Annotated in this window: 9 protein-coding genes; 3 read left to right on the top strand and 6 right to left on the bottom strand. The window is 49.0% G+C overall.

The genetic code is table 11. The features are described from left to right. Nucleotides 1-57: 57 nt before the first annotated feature. Both J7619_RS01725 and J7619_RS01720 read right to left on the bottom strand, forming a co-directional pair. Entirely contained in the window at nucleotides 58-1,032 is a 975-nt protein-coding gene (locus J7619_RS01725; RefSeq protein ID WP_291193293.1) for an alpha/beta fold hydrolase, read from the bottom strand. Between the two features lie 129 nt (nucleotides 1,033-1,161). After that, nucleotides 1,162-3,429, bottom strand: a complete 2,268-nt coding sequence (locus J7619_RS01720; RefSeq protein ID WP_291193291.1) for a histidine kinase dimerization/phosphoacceptor domain -containing protein — start codon at nucleotides 3,427-3,429, stop codon at nucleotides 1,162-1,164. Nucleotides 3,430-3,823: 394 nt separating this feature from the next. Between J7619_RS01720 and J7619_RS01715 the strand changes: the two genes are divergently transcribed. Continuing rightward, complete coding sequence (locus J7619_RS01715; protein ID WP_291193288.1) at nucleotides 3,824-6,148, top strand: hypothetical protein; 2,325 nt, start codon at nucleotides 3,824-3,826, stop codon at nucleotides 6,146-6,148. A 115-nt stretch (nucleotides 6,149-6,263) separates the two neighbouring features. Here J7619_RS01715 and J7619_RS01710 read toward each other — a convergent pair whose 3' ends face one another. From J7619_RS01710 to J7619_RS01695, 4 genes are all read right to left on the bottom strand, one after another. After that, entirely contained in the window at nucleotides 6,264-6,587 is a 324-nt protein-coding gene (locus tag J7619_RS01710; RefSeq protein ID WP_291193286.1) for a hypothetical protein, read from the bottom strand. A 161-nt stretch (nucleotides 6,588-6,748) separates the two neighbouring features. Continuing rightward, nucleotides 6,749-9,805: a T9SS type A sorting domain-containing protein gene (locus J7619_RS01705; protein WP_291193284.1), complete on the bottom strand. Its 3,057-nt coding sequence runs from the start codon at nucleotides 9,803-9,805 to the stop codon at nucleotides 6,749-6,751. A gap of 385 nt (nucleotides 9,806-10,190) precedes the next feature. Continuing rightward, nucleotides 10,191-11,354, bottom strand: coding sequence for a sialidase family protein (locus J7619_RS01700; protein ID WP_291193282.1), 1,164 nt, complete (start codon nucleotides 11,352-11,354; stop codon nucleotides 10,191-10,193). A 215-nt stretch (nucleotides 11,355-11,569) separates the two neighbouring features. Then, nucleotides 11,570-13,918, bottom strand: a complete 2,349-nt coding sequence (locus tag J7619_RS01695) for a TonB-dependent receptor domain-containing protein (RefSeq protein ID WP_291193280.1) — start codon at nucleotides 13,916-13,918, stop codon at nucleotides 11,570-11,572. A 182-nt stretch (nucleotides 13,919-14,100) separates the two neighbouring features. Here J7619_RS01695 and J7619_RS01690 point away from each other — a divergent pair, with 182 nt between their 5' ends. After that, the gene (locus J7619_RS01690) at nucleotides 14,101-14,499 is read left to right on the top strand and encodes a hypothetical protein (RefSeq protein WP_291193278.1); all 399 of its coding nucleotides are present in this window, start codon (nucleotides 14,101-14,103) and stop codon (nucleotides 14,497-14,499) included. A gap of 131 nt (nucleotides 14,500-14,630) precedes the next feature. Continuing rightward, nucleotides 14,631-15,944 (top strand): sensor histidine kinase KdpD, encoded by a 1,314-nt coding sequence (locus J7619_RS01685; protein ID WP_291193275.1) that lies wholly within the window; start codon nucleotides 14,631-14,633, stop codon nucleotides 15,942-15,944. The last annotated feature ends 484 nt before the right edge of the window (nucleotides 15,945-16,428 follow it).

Raw genomic sequence — 16,428 nt, 5'->3', positions numbered from 1 at the left:
GCTGATGGCTGCGGCATCCAACATGTGATCGAAGTGTCCCTGAGAGATCACAATGGGTTATAGTCTGGCGTACTTCACGAAGTCGTCAATGTAACGTACCACCAGGTCGGGGTGCTGGTTCTGCGGCCCGTGGCCCGTCTGCCCGAGCATGACCATTTGCAGGTTCGGGATTTTTCGGCTCAACGCGTACCAGTTTTCAATGGGGCATGCCGGATCGTGATCGCCGGAAATGACGAGGATCGGGACATTGATGGTTGCGAGTTTTGCCCTGGAACCGTATTCGTCGGTCGCATAGTCTTTGGCACCGGCGAAGTAGTTGTCCCACTTTTCTTTCGGAACCGGAATATCCCTGTCTACGGTACGTGCATTGATCCGCTCGAAATAGCTTTTTGCCGCCCGGCGGCTCAACTCAGATGCCGGTTCGAAAAATAGCACGGTTTCGTCGGTAAGGTCGTTCACTTCATGCATTGTCGCATCCAGGAAAGCCTGCTCCAGTGGATGCTGGTTTTTCCCCGGCGGATTGGTGCCAAACAAAATCAGGTGTGATACTTTTTCCGGGTAATGGGTAGAGAAGGTTTGGGCCACAAGCCCGCCGTATGACCAGCCGCCGAGGATAAATTTGTCGAGCTTCAATTGGGATGCGAGAAAACGGACATCTTCGGCCACCTCCGCAATTTTGACCGGCAGGGCGCCATCGGATGAGCCGATTCCCGAATAGTCGAAAATGATCACCCGGTAGGATTTTGCCAGTTCGTCCAGAAACGCCGGGTCCCAAGAGTCGAGAATACCGCGCAGCCGGTTACACAGAATGATGGGCGTTCCCTGCCCGATTGAACGATATGCAAGCTTTTTACCAGACCCGGCCGCAAATTGCGTTCGGGCATTAACAGCAGAAAAGAGATCGGATTTCATTGCGGCATTTGTTTGAACGGGTTTGGATGACTTGCGGCTGCCAGCAGCAACGCGCTCTTGTGACTGTCCGAAGGAGCAGGAGCAGATGCAAAGCAGTACTCCAAAGATGTAGCTTTTCATGGGCAAGTGATTTGATGGTAGGACTGGAGGCAAGCAGAAACACCCTGCTTTGATGGATACAAAGCAAGGCGTTTGGAGCAAGCAGGTCAATGGTGATCACCCGGTTATTGGTGTATTTTGAAGGTGCGGCTAAACCTCTGTTTCCAAAATGTGATGAAGCGCTGAAAACTGAACGGCAATGTTGACGCCCTGATCGGACTCGATCGTAAAACGGCCTCCCATCTCGTGGCTAAGTCCCTTCATCAAGTTCATTCCCAACGAACCGGGTCTACCCTGATCTGCGGCGGTGTTCAGCCCGACTCCGTTATCCCGGATATTCAGGAAGTATTGGCCATGGGGAATTTCGGTGAAACGGATCAGCATTTCACCAGACTTTCCGTCAGGGAAAGCATATTTGAAGATATTCGTTACCGCTTCATTAATAATCAGCCCGAGCGGAATGGCCTGCGCGACATCGAGGTAAATCGGATCAACCTGCATGTCGATGCAAATCCGGTTGCCGTCCACATGACTGCTCCCAAGATTTGAAACCAGTTCCTCGATGTACGCCTGCATATTTATCGTCGTGACGTTCTCGGTCAGGTACAGCTTTTGATGAATCAGGGACATCGCATGAATACGGTTTTGGCTGTCCTTCACTGCCGTCAGCGCATCATTTTTGAGATAGAAGGCCTGGGATTCCAGCAGGCTTATAACCGTTTGCAGGTTGTTTTTAACACGGTGGTGGATTTCCCTGACGAGCAATTGCTTTTCTTCGACCGTGCGGGTAAGCCTGGCGTTCGATTCCTCGATCACTTGCTGGTGCTGCTTTAATTCCAGGTTGCTTTTCTGCTTGTTCCGGAACTGGACATACAACGACAGCACGAGGAAGCTTAACAATACAGTGCCGCCGATCATCGCATTGCGCTGAAATTCCCGTTGTTCCAGGCGCGTCAACTGCGCTTTGTTTTGCTGGGTGAGAGCTAAAATGTCTTGTTCCTTCTTCTTGGTGTCGAATTGGATCTGGATACCCGCGATCTGGAGATTCTTTTTCAATGAGGAAACCGAGTCGCTCAATATTTTGAATCGTTGGAAGTGTTCAAGCGCCTTGCCGTAGTTGCCTTGTGCGGAATCGAGTTTATACAAGCCTCTTTCTATCTCAATTGAAATAGAGACAGTCTGAGGGGTGCTCACGGTTATTCTCTTCTTAGCCTCGTTAAGATGCTCCCGCGCCAAACCGAATCGGCCGGCCTTTAGATATAAATTACCAATAAATTGATGCAGGAGAAGCTCGAAGTTTATGATGGCGGTAACGTTATTGGCAATGGATAACAGCTTTTGAATGTGCTTTTCGGCAATATCGTATTCGCCCAAATAGGTGTAATAATGCGCGAGGACGTCCAAATGAATACTGGCGAGATTGTCGTCCGTTGGAGGATATTTCGAGAAAACAGGGGCAAAGTATTGTTTCGCCTCTTTTACCTTGCCTATCCTCATCAAAGTTTTGGCGACCCGCCTGGTAGAATTTAGAACAACAAAGGTGTTTTTGTCCTCAATTGCCTGATTGGTAGAAAGTTTAAAGTATTTTATCGTTTGCGACGGATCGTCCAATTCGTCATACACTCTGCCCAGGTTCGAATAGTAATAGGCCAACTCATTCAGGTCCCCGCTTTGTTTGGCACTTTCAATGGTCAGCATTCCATACCGCAGCGCTTCACTGAACATTCCGGAGGCCCGGGTAATATCGGTAGCAAGAAAGTACACGTAATGCATTCTCGGGTAACGAATCGACTTGTATAAACGCTCCGCTTCCAGGAGGTCGGCCAGGGCTCCGGGATAATCTTGAACATATGGCCCCCGGATGCTTGCTATCCGCACGAGGACATAACCCTGATAACGGATGTTTTTGGCCTTCCTAAACAGTTCAAACGATTTCCGATAAGCCGGGTTCAGCGAGCGGACAGTGCTGCCAAGAATAGGCTCAATTTCCCCTCTGAGGTACCAGCATTCAGCTTCCAGGGATGAATCACCGATTTTGTTTGCTATGCCGGCAGCTTTCTCATGAAGACTGATAGCCCGGCTGGCCTCATTCCGCTCATTAAGAATCGCACCAAGCAAATTAATAGCATGTACTTTATAGCGGATATTTTTAAACTGTGTAGCCAACCGGTCTGCCGCTAAAAAGTAGCTGTAAGCCGAATCAAGATCCTTTTTAAACTCCCCGGGCTTGTAAACATGATATCGCCCAAGCCGGACGGCCCGCATAAACTGAGCGGTATCGACCTCGTCCGGGTGGTATTTGGCCAGGTCATTGCGGGCGTCGGCAGCGCTATATCTGGGGTAAAAAGGTTCAATACCCCATACCAGGGAGGATGCAAAACAGAGGGTGAAGGATAGAATGAGTCGTGTCAGGTACATATAATGACTGCTCAGGAGGATGTCATAGAATCCATACTGCACCAAACGTTCGTTGGGGAAAAGGCAAAGTTCCTCAAATCTAGATTCAGTAGCGATGGTGAATTCCTGGTAATGAAAGTACAGCTCCGGTATTTCTACTTAAAAGCTAGGATTGACTTCTGTTACCAACCCGATCTGCAACGTTATGCCCCGATAATTTCCTTGCGATGCTCCATGCCCCAATCGGTCAGATGCCTGGTTGTTTGTCATGTGATTGATGCAATGTTTGTTTAAATAACAATCCCAAATATTCTGCGCGCAAGGACTATACGAGAAAAGAGGCCCGATTAAGCTCAAATTAAGTATTTTTATTTGAGCTTCCCGAAGTGCTCGGAAATGTTAATTCATTGCGTAAATGACTTTCACACGAAAAGAATTTTTGAGAACAGCCACGCTGGCCACGGCCGGTTTGCTTGCCCTGCCTTCGTCTTTCGCATTTGGTCCCATTGAAAAACAGGCCCTTACATTGTCCCATTTTCCGGATAGGATGCATGCGTTTTTATGGCGAAACTGGGGATTGGTACCTGTCGACCGACTTGCGTCAGTTACCGGAGCAGAGCCTGCCGACATATACAGACTAGCGACCGCAATGGGGCTGCCCGAGGTAAAAACGGTCTCGCAGGATCAGAAACAACGGAGCTACCTAACCGTGATCAGGCGAAACTGGCACCTGCTACCCAGGGAACAAATGCTTGAACTGCTGGGCTGGACCGACGAGCAGCTGACCTTCACATTGCAGGAAGACGATTTTTTTTACATCAAGCTGGGAAGTATGAAACCGGAATGTGAGCCCATCAGGTTCAAAGCATCCCCGGAAGTGGTGCGGAAGCGGGAGAAATGGCTGTCTGGCGTTATTCGGGAGGAGTTCGTGAAAGGATTCCCGCAGCACGAGGAGCCGCTTTTCCAGTTTGTAAAGGAATTGTCAAAAGCACAGCAAAAAGCGGAAAGGCAAACCTCGTCCGGTTTTTCGCCAAGGTTCGGCTATGCCTATTTTGCTCTTTTCGGCGATCCGCTGTTGCAGCCGGACATCGACCCGTATCCCGACGGATACCTGGCTCAAATGGCGGCCTCGGGCATGGACGGCACCTGGTTGCATATCGTACTCTCCAAGCTCACCCCGTTCCCATGGGACCCGTCCATAAGCGAACATTGGGAACAGCGGCTGGAATCTCTGGGAAAACTGGTTGAAAAGGCAGGAAAGCACGGAATAGGGATCTATTTATATCTCAATGAGCCACGATTTATGCCGCTGGCGTTCTTTGAGAAACATCCTGAACTGAAAGGTGTACAAATTGGCGAGCAGGCAGCATTGTGTACCAGCCATCCCGACGTACAAAAATACCTGGTCGACTCGATGGCAATGATCACGTCACGCGTGCCCGGTCTGGCTGGTTTCTTTTCAATTACCGCGTCGGAGAACCATACCCATTGCTGGTCGCATGGAAAAGGCGCGGAATGTCCGCGTTGTTCCAAACGAGGGCCGTCGGCAGTGATCGCCGAGCTGAACCAGCTCTATGAGAATGGTATCAGTCAGGGGTTGGCCGTCGCCAAAGTGGAAAAGGGTCCCGGGCTGATCGCCTGGGATTGGGGCTGGAAAGACGGCTGGGCAGAGGAGATCATTCCTGCATTACCCAAAAGTGCGGCGCTCATGAGCGTCAGCGAATGGGACCTTGAAATCAACAGGGGCGGGGTGCCAAACAAGGTGGGGGAATATTCGATCTCGTCGGTGGGGCCTGGACCACGGGCGACGAGGCACTGGGATATCGCGCGGAAAAATGGCCTGAAAACCATTGCAAAGATACAGGCCGGTTGTACCTGGGAGATTGCCGCCGTACCGTATATTCCGGCGATGGAGAACGTCGCACGGCATGCCGAAAACTTGCGCAATGCCCGCGTCGACGGCCTGATGCTGGGCTGGACGCTGGGCGGTTATCCGTCACCCAATCTGGAAGTGGTGGCCGAGATGGGCAACAGTAAAACCATCACGGGCAGGGAAGCCATGCAGAAAGTCGCCCGGCGCCGGTATGGCGCCGCTGGTGATGCAGTGACAAAAGCATGGGAGCAGTACAGTCAGGGATTCAGCGAATTTCCGTACCATATCGGCGTGGTTTATTCGGCGCCATTGCAGGCCGGCCCTTCGAATTTGCTATGGTCGAAGCCTACGGATTACAAGGCGAGTATGGTAGGGCTGCCTTACGACGATGTGAATAGCTGGCGCGCCAATTATCCCGTTGAGGTTTTCATTTCCCAAATGCAGAAAGTGGCCCGGCGCTTCGAACAGGCGCAGGCGCAGCTAAGACGCGAAACGGCAGGCCTGAAATTGTCGGCGGAATTCCGGAAAGCACTGACAGATGAATGCGGCGTAGCCGAAACAATCGCCATACATTACAGCAGCGTCGCTAATCAGGCGTCGTTTGTGGTGGCGCGGGATAAGCTCTCGGGTGAAAAAGACAAGGGAAAAGCAATGGAGCTTATCGCGGCAATTGAAAGTGTCCTTCGTCAGGAAATCTCCCTGGCCAAACGCATGGCGCATTTGCAAGGCAGCGATAGCCGGCTCGGATTTGAAGCTTCCAACCATTATTTCTACGTCTGTAACGACCTGGCCGAGAAAGTAATCAATTGCCGCGACCTGTTGGATCACTGGCTTCCGGAGCTGCGAAGTATGTTCTCCTTTAAATAAGTTACATGAGAAGTACTCCACGGAGATTCTGGAAGAAATTAAGTAAACTCTTTCCAGCATTCACCCTTTTTGATAATCGATTCGCTGATTAAATCTGTATCGGTTAAGAACCTGCCTATTGTAATTTGCTCAGCAGGGCATGCCCGATTGATTTCTCAAAACTAAGCCAGGGTTGCGGTACGCCGAGAAACATACCTGTCCAGAAGGTTACAGCAAAAGCGAACAAGTACCCGCCGAGTGTTGGCGTCACGCCCTCAATGAATATTTTGTTGGTGGTGTTAAAGATCTTCGCGCCTATAAACGCATTTTTCTTTACGAGCACATATTCTTCCTGTTTGTCATCGACAAGCTCGTATTTATAATCGTGTGAAAGCTCATTTTCCAGGATTGAAACGAGCTCCTCGCGCGATACCGATCTATTTACGGTCAGGGTCTTCATCGTTTTTATCAGTTAAGATTCATCCGGCAAATCGATAAAGTTCAATTAATAAAAAAGCATTTTTCTAAGCAAATAAATTGTGATGAGGAGAAAGAATGGGGGGCAGTTTCTGAATATCCTCCTGCCCCTCCAATAGAAATTGCAATTAAAGTGTTCGTTATTTAATTCTTGATAAATGAGCCGGTGAAGTTATCCAAGTGGTAGAAGTAGATTCCTGCACCAAGCGCCGACACGTCGATCCGGGTAATCTCGCCCTCTGAATGCGACCATATTACGGTTTGTCCCAGCACGTTTGTGATCACTAACGCACCATTCACCTTATTTCCTTTCAGGTCGAGGGTCAGCAGGGTATTCACAGGGCTTGGATAAACCGCAACCGGCTTGAAGTGGCTGTTATTCACGGATCTGATTGTCGAGTAGGCAAAGGTGCCATCCAGATCATTCTGTCTCAGGCGGTAATAGTTCACCGAGGGAAGCGGCGATTGGTCAATCCACTGGTAGTGACTCCCGGTGTTGCTGTCGCCTGCACCGGTTACTGTACCTATCTTTATAAATCTTTTTGCGTCGGCGCTCCGTTCGATATCGAAGCCTGCATTTTCTTTTTCACTGTGTGTTGTCCAGTCGAGACGTACCGAGCTCTCGAAAGCCGTTGCAGTAAAATTGCCCAGCCGAACCGGGAGAGCAGTTTCGTCGAGGAAGAGCTCGAGCGTGGGTGCGGTCGTTGAAAGCCCGGGTGCCAGGTAGGCGTCGAAGGGACGAATGTTTGGCTGTGAAGAGCCTGTTATGCGGTTAAATGCAGGTGTACCGTTTTCAACGCCGAGGTAGTAGCCTCCGATCGGGGCGGGCACGCCGATGTAGACTCCGCCTGTGATCCCGACCTGCATGTTGCGCAAATTGCTGCCCGCTAATCCGGAGCTTTCGGCACCTGATCTGAGATTGGACGATGCGTCGATAGCGCCCGAGCCGTTAAACACAAAAGTGCCGGTACCACTGATCAACACGGGCGTGTTAGCGGGTATTTTGCCGCTGATGATGATTTTTCCGGTGACCTTCGGATCTGTATATTCAAGGGTATAGGCTTTTACGCCTGTGGGAATGTTGGCTTCGAACGGCAAAACCAACATTTTCAGGCCGTTCAAAGTACATGCGTACGTGGCTGCGGTCGCGGTGAAGCCCGCTGGGGGATAGAAGTCCCCACCCGTGTCACTGAGCAGGAGCTTTGTGCATACACCCTGATAAACCACATTGTCTTTTGTACTCAGCTGTGCATCCTGCGTATAGAATACGGCGTTTTTGTTAATCGCGGCGGCGTGCCATTCAGCCTGGGAACCGATATTTGTTGCGTCGTTCAGATCGAGAGAGGTGAAGCTTACATCGTCAAGACAATCAAGGAGATAGCTGTCGGTGTCGCTGTACGGTCCGGCAAACCGGTAGCCTCTTTCGCCGCCGACTGAAAAATAGACGTTGGCAAACTTAAAGGTCAGTATGGAGCTGTAATTTCCATTAACGAGGCCAATGATTCCGGTGCAGCCATCGGTAAGTACGTTTTCTGAGATGTCGAAAACCCAATCGAAATTTTGTCTTCTTGGAAAATTCACGCTTCCGTAATTGTGGGAACTGGCCACTCCGGCGCTGTTTATATAGTACAGGGTCGTATTGCTTGACGAGTAGTTATTCGTTGAGGAGAGATTTTCGACGCGGAAAGTCAGCCTGTTGAATTTACCTGTGAGTTTCAGATAGCCATTGTCAGCCGTTTTATTCGCGCTGATTAGCTGCTGGTCATACTTGATCGTAGCTGTTTTACCGCTTAGCTGATAGGCCGTTCCAAAGGCGGGGTTTGTCGGGGTCTGGTTTTCTATTTTTCCATAGTTGATCAACTCGCTGGTCATCAGAGAAACGGGCCGTTCTCCGCTTTTTTCAAATACGAGCGTGGTGATGCTGGAGGCGCCTATCGTTACTTTCGGTCGGGCCGTTTCCTCCGTAAATGGCACGGCGGTTTCCACCAGGCTGGTGGTGTTGGTGGTCGTCACGGCCTTGCCTGTATTGGACAGGAAGGGTAGGTCGACGGAAAGATTATAGGTATTAGCCGACGGATTGATGATCACAACAAAAACCTTGTCGCCTGTTTCCGAAATATAGCTGGAGCCATTCAGTAGGCTGGTATTGTCATTCCAAACGTTCTGGATACGCCTGGCACCGGTAACGAATTTGGCATAATGCGAAAGGACATTGCCGCGCTTGGTAATTTCGCCGGCAACCGTACCAAACTGGCCGTCTCCCATTGGGCCGTAATATCGCTTGGTAGCATAATGGACCCACGCGTTCACATTGGCCAGAAGGGCATCGTTAAGTCTTGTGGCAAAATCGAAAGCATCCCGCTGCCAGTCATAGGTACGCGAGCCGCCGTCGGCATTCCAATTGATCAGATATTCGGTCATCCATACCTCTTTTCCCTGGGCCTGTACATTCAAATGTCCGGTCTGGATCGCGCCGTACTGGTGGCCGCCAAAAATCTCGAAGTTGGCAAGCACACCCGGATCCATAAACGCGGTTGCGTAATTGTCGGTGATCCCGACGCTTTCAGGCGCTATAACCTTGCAGTTGATCTTGTCTGCGTAATTCTTGATAAAGTTGGCCATCTGAGCGGGCGTCCAGATACAACCTGCATAATCTACCTGATAGTCAGGTTCGTTTTGCAGAGATATCGCCTCTAACTCAACGCCATTGGTCTTTAAATAACTCACAAACCCATCCAGATACTGGGCATAAGTAGCATAATTTTCTTCTTTCAGGTATACCGGCCGCACAATGCCGTTTTCGTCGGTGTATCGCGAAGCCTGCGTATTGTACGTTTTCCATTCGGAGGGCATCGACCAGGGCGAGGCAAATATCTTCAGGCCGAGCGATTGTGCGAGCTGCGCTGTTGCCAGCGCCTGCGGCCAGTTCGCTTCTCCAACGGGAATGTATATACGCATAATATTGTAGCCTGCCTCGCTATTTGCGCCCCACATCTTCCTGATTTCGGTTTCGCTCATATGATTGTAGCCAAACTGGGGGCTGTTTACAAATCCACCGAAACCGGAAATCTTCTGGTACGAAATATCTCTGTTCAACTTTACAGTTGCATTGATTGTCTGCGCCGTCACAGTTTGGAAAAGTAGGAGCAAACCGGCAATCGCAAATGCTGGTTTGATAAGCATGAATAGTTGTCTTTTCATTCGTTCTGATCGTTAATGGTTCGTTCATTTTTCTGGGGTAAGCGGCACCTTATTCTGGCCCCCTGCTGCTACCGGCGGGGCGACCAGTGTTCTGTCCTGGTCGGGCGGATCAAAAACGGGCATATGGATTTGTGATTTACTGAATAAATAATATGATTTTATTGAGCAAATTACGGGAGGTGAAAAGTCATTCTAGGGAACAAATCGCCAAATTAGTGCTACTGATGTTCGACCGCTGAGAGAATTGATGAATTTGCCAGATACGTTGCATGCTCACATGTCCGCACGCGGTACTGCATATACACACTCGAATTTGAATCGGTGGGGATATGCACCGATTCAAATTGGTGAAAAAACTTCTAGTAACGAGGATTTGATTTCTGGATTATGGTGTCCAGATGGAAGCGCGCAAATGATGTAGATGTGTTTTTGTCGAGTAGTAATAGAGCGCGACCATTTTACCGTCTTGACGACAAACTACCCTTGGGTACCCCAAATCATTCAGCTGCTTATCTTCCGACCAAAAATCGTCCATGATAACCTGTGGCTTACCCCATGTTTTACCTTTATCCGAACTGTAAATCACTCGAATGGTTCCATGATCGCGTTCCCCGTATACTACACAGAGCCGGCCATCCCGGGTGAGCGCAAATGCGGGAGGATTGCCGTTTTCGGCCCCCGTATCGGCGACTTTTGAAGTAAAACTCCACGATCTGCCATTATCCGCAGAAGAATAGGCATCTATCCAATGAAGTTCTTGCTTGTCGTTGGTTGTGAATTTTCTTCGGATCAACGTCACGATCGTCCCGTCACTTAACCTTTGCGACTGCGACATTACCGCCCGGCACTCATTTGCATAGGGATTCCTGGCGTCATCTTTAAATAATTTCACCTTGGGGAAATTTCCTGCTGAGCTACTTGGAGGCACAATCCACCCCTGAAAAGCGAAGGTCCTACCGCCATCAGTCGTTTTGATGCAAAAAAGACGGTCCGTCCCGAATGCCCCCGCTTTACGTACCGAGAAAAAAAGCAAACACTCGTTCTCGCTCTTGACGATATAATCTGTTCTGGGGGTCAGTTCGTCCATCCCGATATTTGAAAGCTCCTTCCATTGGAACAAATCCCCAAAACCGAATGGGCCCTGCCAGGAATTTCCTTTATCGTAACTAAAGAAGAAATGAGCGCGGCCGTCTTCCGCTCCGTGATAGGAAGCCCCGACGACCCGCATGGCAAACTCCGGATGCTTAAAATTGACAGCAGTTGTAAGGGGGCGCAAATCGGGCATATCGCCAAAATCTCCCACATAATTTTCAGGATCTTTGACGGTCCAGCTCTGCCCTCCATCGGTGCTGCGTCCGAGCCAGCTCATAAACGGCTTTTCGGCGTTGTGACTTTTCGTGATTTTGTATTTGGCTTCGGTAAATCCCACCAGTATTTCGTCATTATCGAAAATAAAAGCGCCACCATTCGCAGGCCAGCCGGCAAAACGCCCGGGTTGCTGGTATACGATTGCGTGTTGTACATCCCTGACTTTTTCTTGCGCTTGCAAAGAATCTGTAAGTGTTAAATGTAATGTAAAGCACGAGGCTAAAAAGCAGAGCCAACTGTTGTTTTTCATAAACAAATTCTGATTAGTTGCCTAGAATACTAAGCAATGTGGCTTACCGCCTATCCGTACCCATAATTTTATTTTCAAACGGGATATGGCAGCGGACGCAGATTTTGAGTATGAATGCAGGTTTCTATGCAAACATAGGGCACCGCTTAAAAAGCATAACCCAGAACCAGGTTGAACCGACGACCATTTCCTCGTGTGTAATTGGCGTCGTTACCGTAAAACTGGGCAATTGTCGGGTAGTAGGCCGTGTTTAGCAGGTTCTCTATCCCCAGGCTTAACCGGAATTGCGGGGTGATTTTGTAAGCAACGGCCAGGTTCCACAGATCGAATGATTTGATAGGGGCTTCTCCCAGCGCATACACGCCCTTTTCATTGGGTTGGAACCTGTTGCGGCTGCCGACATACATCCAGTTGAGATCAAGGTTTAGTTTCTTGTAATTCCATTTTGCATATGCCGTAACCTTTGCCGGCGTAATTCGGTTCGAGTTCAGATAAATGTCCTTCTCGCCGTCAAAATTCCCGTCCTGATCCTTGTCTCCCTTGCCCTCGACATAGGCGTAGTTTCCTCCAAGGGTGAGCGGACTGAGCACACGATAATCCAGCTGCACCTCGTATCCCCACACCCGCTCGGGCATCCGCTCGGCAATGTATACGCCATCAACTTCCAGCAGGTTGGACCCAAGTTTTGATGTGCTGTAATAATAGGCGGCAGTCAGACTGACTTTACCCAGCTGGCTGCCGAAACCAGCTTCGTAGTTATTTACGATAATGGGCTTTGTTTCCAGCTTGGATATAGTGCTTTCCCTGGCAGCCCTGAGCACCCTGCCCAAATCAAAAACGGAAAAAGATTGCGAGTAGCTCACAAACGGATTGAATAAGCGGAACTTGGAATACCGGGCGCCGGCGTTGAAGACGAGCGCATTGTAATCGAGGGTCCCGCCTTTCACGGCAATGCTCCCCGCTCCATTTGCGCCGGTGGCCAGCGTATTGTAGTCGTCGATTTGAATCCTGATGTTCTCCGCTCTGGCCCCGGCTTTCACATTCAGGTGATCAAACCACTGGGTTGACAGCTGCGCGTAAGGCGCCAGGTTCCGCATGTCGATGTTGGGCACCCACACTCTTCCGTCCACGAGGCTCTGGGCTGTCTTGTCATTCAAAAGGTCAAAGCCGTAGGTTACATCTCCTGAAATTTTGCTGCCGAGCTGTAATGGCGTATTTAAATTAACCCTTAAACCTTTTTTGTTGGAGACGATTTCAGACTGGCCGCTGCCGTAGAACGAAGCGGAATTGGAATATACAGTCCAGAAGTCCTGCAAGTAAACATTGGCCGTCAGGCTTGTCCGGCCAAAGATTTCCTTGTTGGTATATTGGAGATTGACATTGTGGTTATGCCTTGTGCCTTCATCGATCCCGATTCTTTTTCCAAGGATGCCGATCGCCGGACTTTTTCCAAATACCCCGTTTTTCAAAACAAAAGCCGAATGCTGGTTCGAGCTGTAATAGTTGTACATCAGTTCCAGCCGCTGTTTTTGGGAGAAATTGTACCCGATTTTCGTGAAGGCATTGTATATTTTCGTTTCGCCCAGACCGTACTCGGGTGAAATCACCTGGCCTTCGGCATCGCGGTATACGCCGGTCTTTTCGTACATACCACTGACCACGTAGTCGAATTTATTGAGCTGGCCAAAAAGCTGTTGGGAGAAGCGGTAACCGATAGTGCTGTCGCCTTTGGTATTTCCCGTAAGGCCTGCCTGCGTGAGTCCGCCAATTTTACGAGCGCCTTTAGGTATTTTGGTAATGTAGTTGATCAATCCGCCGTCGGCGCCGTTTCCATATATCGCTGTCGCACCCTTGATGACTTCCACACGTTCAATCACCGAGGGGTCAATCGAACGAATGTCCCTTCCGCCTGCCCGGAGCGGGGTGGATTGCGGTATCCCGTCGATCAGCACCAGCAGATTCCTGCCGCGAAGGGTTTGGCCGTAGTTTCCCGTTTGGTTGGTCGATGAGCCCAATCCGGGGACGGCGTACCCAACGATATTGGCGATGTTGGGACTGATGGTCGAAAGGGCATCTATTTCCTTGGGGCTGATCACCGTGACCGAAGAGGGGGTTTCTGCGAGAGATTCCACCCGGCGGCTGGCGGAAACGATTACCTCGTCTAGTTGTGACGTGTTTTCTTCGAGCCTGAATTCAACCAGAATGGTTTCGCCGGAACTGATTTGAACCTTCTTTTCCTGTGATACAAAACCTAATGACGACACGGTAACGGCCGCAGGGCCGGCTGCAACGTCCGTTACGATAAATGCGCCGTTCTCATCGGTTTGGACTCCCGCGCCGTTCCCTTTGATGAGGATATGCGCCGAGGAGACGGGCTGGTTGAAGGCGTTTTTAACGGTTCCTTTTATTGTTCCTCTTTCTGTCTGGGCAAAAAGGGTGTGCTTGGGTAGGATGCAAATGGATAATACAAAGACAAGTATAAATCGAGACAACATTTGTGGCGGGAAATAAATTGAAATTTCTGCAAATGTAATTTATTTAGACTTATTACAAATATTGTCAGCAAAAGTATTTACACCTGATACCGCGCAAGGGGGAAACGTTGAGAAGAATCTGTTAAATTGATTAAATTGGTGATTAGAAGGCAGATCATTACCCGGTGCATCAAATAAGCAGCATGAATAAGAGACTCGGAAATAGTACGGTCAGGCATGTGGTGTTTGGTGCTATTGCGCTGGCAGCTAGCGCATTGACAATGTATATGGGCTTGTCCCCGAATAGTTTCGGGATGGCAATTTTTACATTTATCACTGTGATCGTCAACGTCTATGCCGGACGGTGGATACATTTCCAGTCGTTAAAAGGCGGCCTGCTGGATTTGTTTAGGATGTCTTTTCTTTCATTTTTCTTTTCTTCATTGGCCGGCGTTATCGTATTTGCCCGATATGTTGAGCCTGACCAGCGCTTCCTTCATTACCTGGAAACGTGGATCAACGTGTCCGCATTTACCGGGTTGTGTCTACTGTTTGGTTTTTTCGCATTCCGAGCGGGAAGAAAGAGGGAGAGCGCCATTTGACGCAAAATTGGCGATGCAGTTGACTAGGCCGGCAGCAAGCCACTTGACGTACTTAGCCGGGCGGAATTGCATAGGGCAAAAGAATCGGTATTATTGCTGTTTTATTGCCGGTAATTTAATACAGATTTTCTTTGACCACAGATAACCCACTCTATTTCAAACTCAACAGGCTCTGGCAGCAACTTCAGGGTTCCAGTGAGAGATTTACGCTGCAAAGCCGCATTTTCCACTTCCTTTGCATCTCCACGCTGCTGGTGATGGTGTATGTACTGGTGTTCAGCCTGGCGGTAGGCATGACGTTGTATGCCTGGATTAGCGCAGCGTTGATTCCCCTGCAGTTGCTTTTGTATTACCTGTCTCGGGTCAAGGGGTTTACGCTTTTTTCGCTGGTGGTATATTCATTGCTGTTCCACGCTTTTTTTGTAATAAGTTATCGGGTGACGTCGGGCATAAATGGCTCTACCATGCTCTCATTCTGCCTGGTTTATTTTCTCTCGCTGTCGGTCAGTCCCAAACGAGGGTACCCGGTTCTGACAGTCGTCAATCTCGTCACCGTCGCTACATTGCTTTGGCTCGAGTATCAGGACCCGAAATTTATCCTTACAACCTACACGGATAGAAAAGAACAATTTGTCGATATCGCTTCAACCTATGTGGTCAACATAGTCATGATACTCATTGGCCTGGGATACATTATCAGTAATTACCGCAAGGAAAAAGACAAAGCCGAAAAGAGGGCAATGCTGCTCGACGAGCTGCATGAGGAAAAAGTGCGGTTGATCTCCGTTATATCCCACGATTATCATACTCCACTTGTTTCACTCAAAAGCTATCTTAATATTATTGAGAATCACGAGTTGAGTGCCGCTGAAAGGAAAATGCTGACGACAGAAATCAGGCAATCCATTGTTAATACCCAAAACTTATTGATGAACCTGCTGGATATGACCAAATCCGAAGGAAGATTGATAAATAAGGACGTATATTTCAATGCCTTCAAAGCAATTGAAGATACAATCAAAGTTTATCAGGATATTGCCCGGTCGAAGGGTTTGATATTCGAATCAGCCATACCCGAAACATTGTTTCTGAGGGGGAACCCGTATCTTTTTACCATCATCGTTCGAAACTTAATTAACAATGCAACCCGCGCATGCCGGGCAGCGGAAACAGTGAAGTTTACACACCAGCACCTGGATGGGCGGCATGTTTTTTGTATCAGCGATACCGGCCCCGGTATTTCTGAATCAGCTCAGAAGGACATTCTGCGCGGTTGGCAAAATCCCGTACCGAATACGTTGCGCTCGGGCGGGCTTGGACTGACACTCTCGAAAAAGTATGTGGAGGCTTTGGGCGGAGAATTGACGTTTTCGACACACCCGGGTGTGGGTACGAGTTTCTTTGTCAAGCTGCCCATCGCTGAGCACCAGAATGGAGCAATTTGAAAAACAGCGAACCTGGCTCGTCATTTTTTATCATCCGTCACCCGTCCTGTTTCAGATGAGTTGGATGGCGACGTAGCAAGAACGGAAATTTTTTTGTGGCAATTTCGCTACAAGTAGCCGCCGGTCCGATTTTCCAAAATATCAGGGAATGTACGTTTTTAGCGCACAGAAGTTACAAATTCCGAATATTATGTGTTTTGTGTAGAAACTTCGGTGCTTGAAAGTAGTATTGTATCTATAAAAAATATTTTTTTGTAGAATTTATTTTATTGTATTATTGGATCTCTGTTTGTAGCTTTCGATAGAAAGGTTTCTATTTTCTGTGCACACTGGGATATTCGATATTATCGGGAAGAACTACAAATTGGCGTAAGCACCTGTAAAGTGGCCACGGCCGGGCCTGTTTTAAAATAGCTTAGTTTCAATCACTATTCAGACGAGCGCTATGACGATTTTTACCTTATCTCCGCTTTTCTCCCCATTA

Origin of the sequence: Dyadobacter sp. (assembly GCF_017744695.1) — a bacterium.
Taxonomy (GTDB): domain Bacteria; phylum Bacteroidota; class Bacteroidia; order Cytophagales; family Spirosomataceae; genus Dyadobacter.
Note: the sequence above shows the minus strand (reverse complement) of the source record. Positions and strands in the feature narration are given on the sequence as shown.

Bases quoted from the DNA above. Each gene is read 5' to 3' on its own strand.
- J7619_RS01695 (WP_291193280.1), bottom strand. From the start codon at position 13,918: ATGTTGTCTCGATTTATACTTGTCTTTGTATTATCCATTTGCATCCTA.
- J7619_RS01715 (WP_291193288.1), top strand. From the start codon at position 3,824: ATGACTTTCACACGAAAAGAATTTTTGAGAACAGCCACGCTGGCCACG.
- J7619_RS01705 (WP_291193284.1), bottom strand. From the start codon at position 9,805: ATGAAAAGACAACTATTCATGCTTATCAAACCAGCATTTGCGATTGCC.
- J7619_RS01710 (WP_291193286.1), bottom strand. From the start codon at position 6,587: ATGAAGACCCTGACCGTAAATAGATCGGTATCGCGCGAGGAGCTCGTT.
- J7619_RS01725 (WP_291193293.1), bottom strand. From the start codon at position 1,032: ATGAAAAGCTACATCTTTGGAGTACTGCTTTGCATCTGCTCCTGCTCC.
- J7619_RS01720 (WP_291193291.1), bottom strand. From the start codon at position 3,429: ATGTACCTGACACGACTCATTCTATCCTTCACCCTCTGTTTTGCATCC.
- J7619_RS01690 (WP_291193278.1), top strand. From the start codon at position 14,101: ATGAATAAGAGACTCGGAAATAGTACGGTCAGGCATGTGGTGTTTGGT.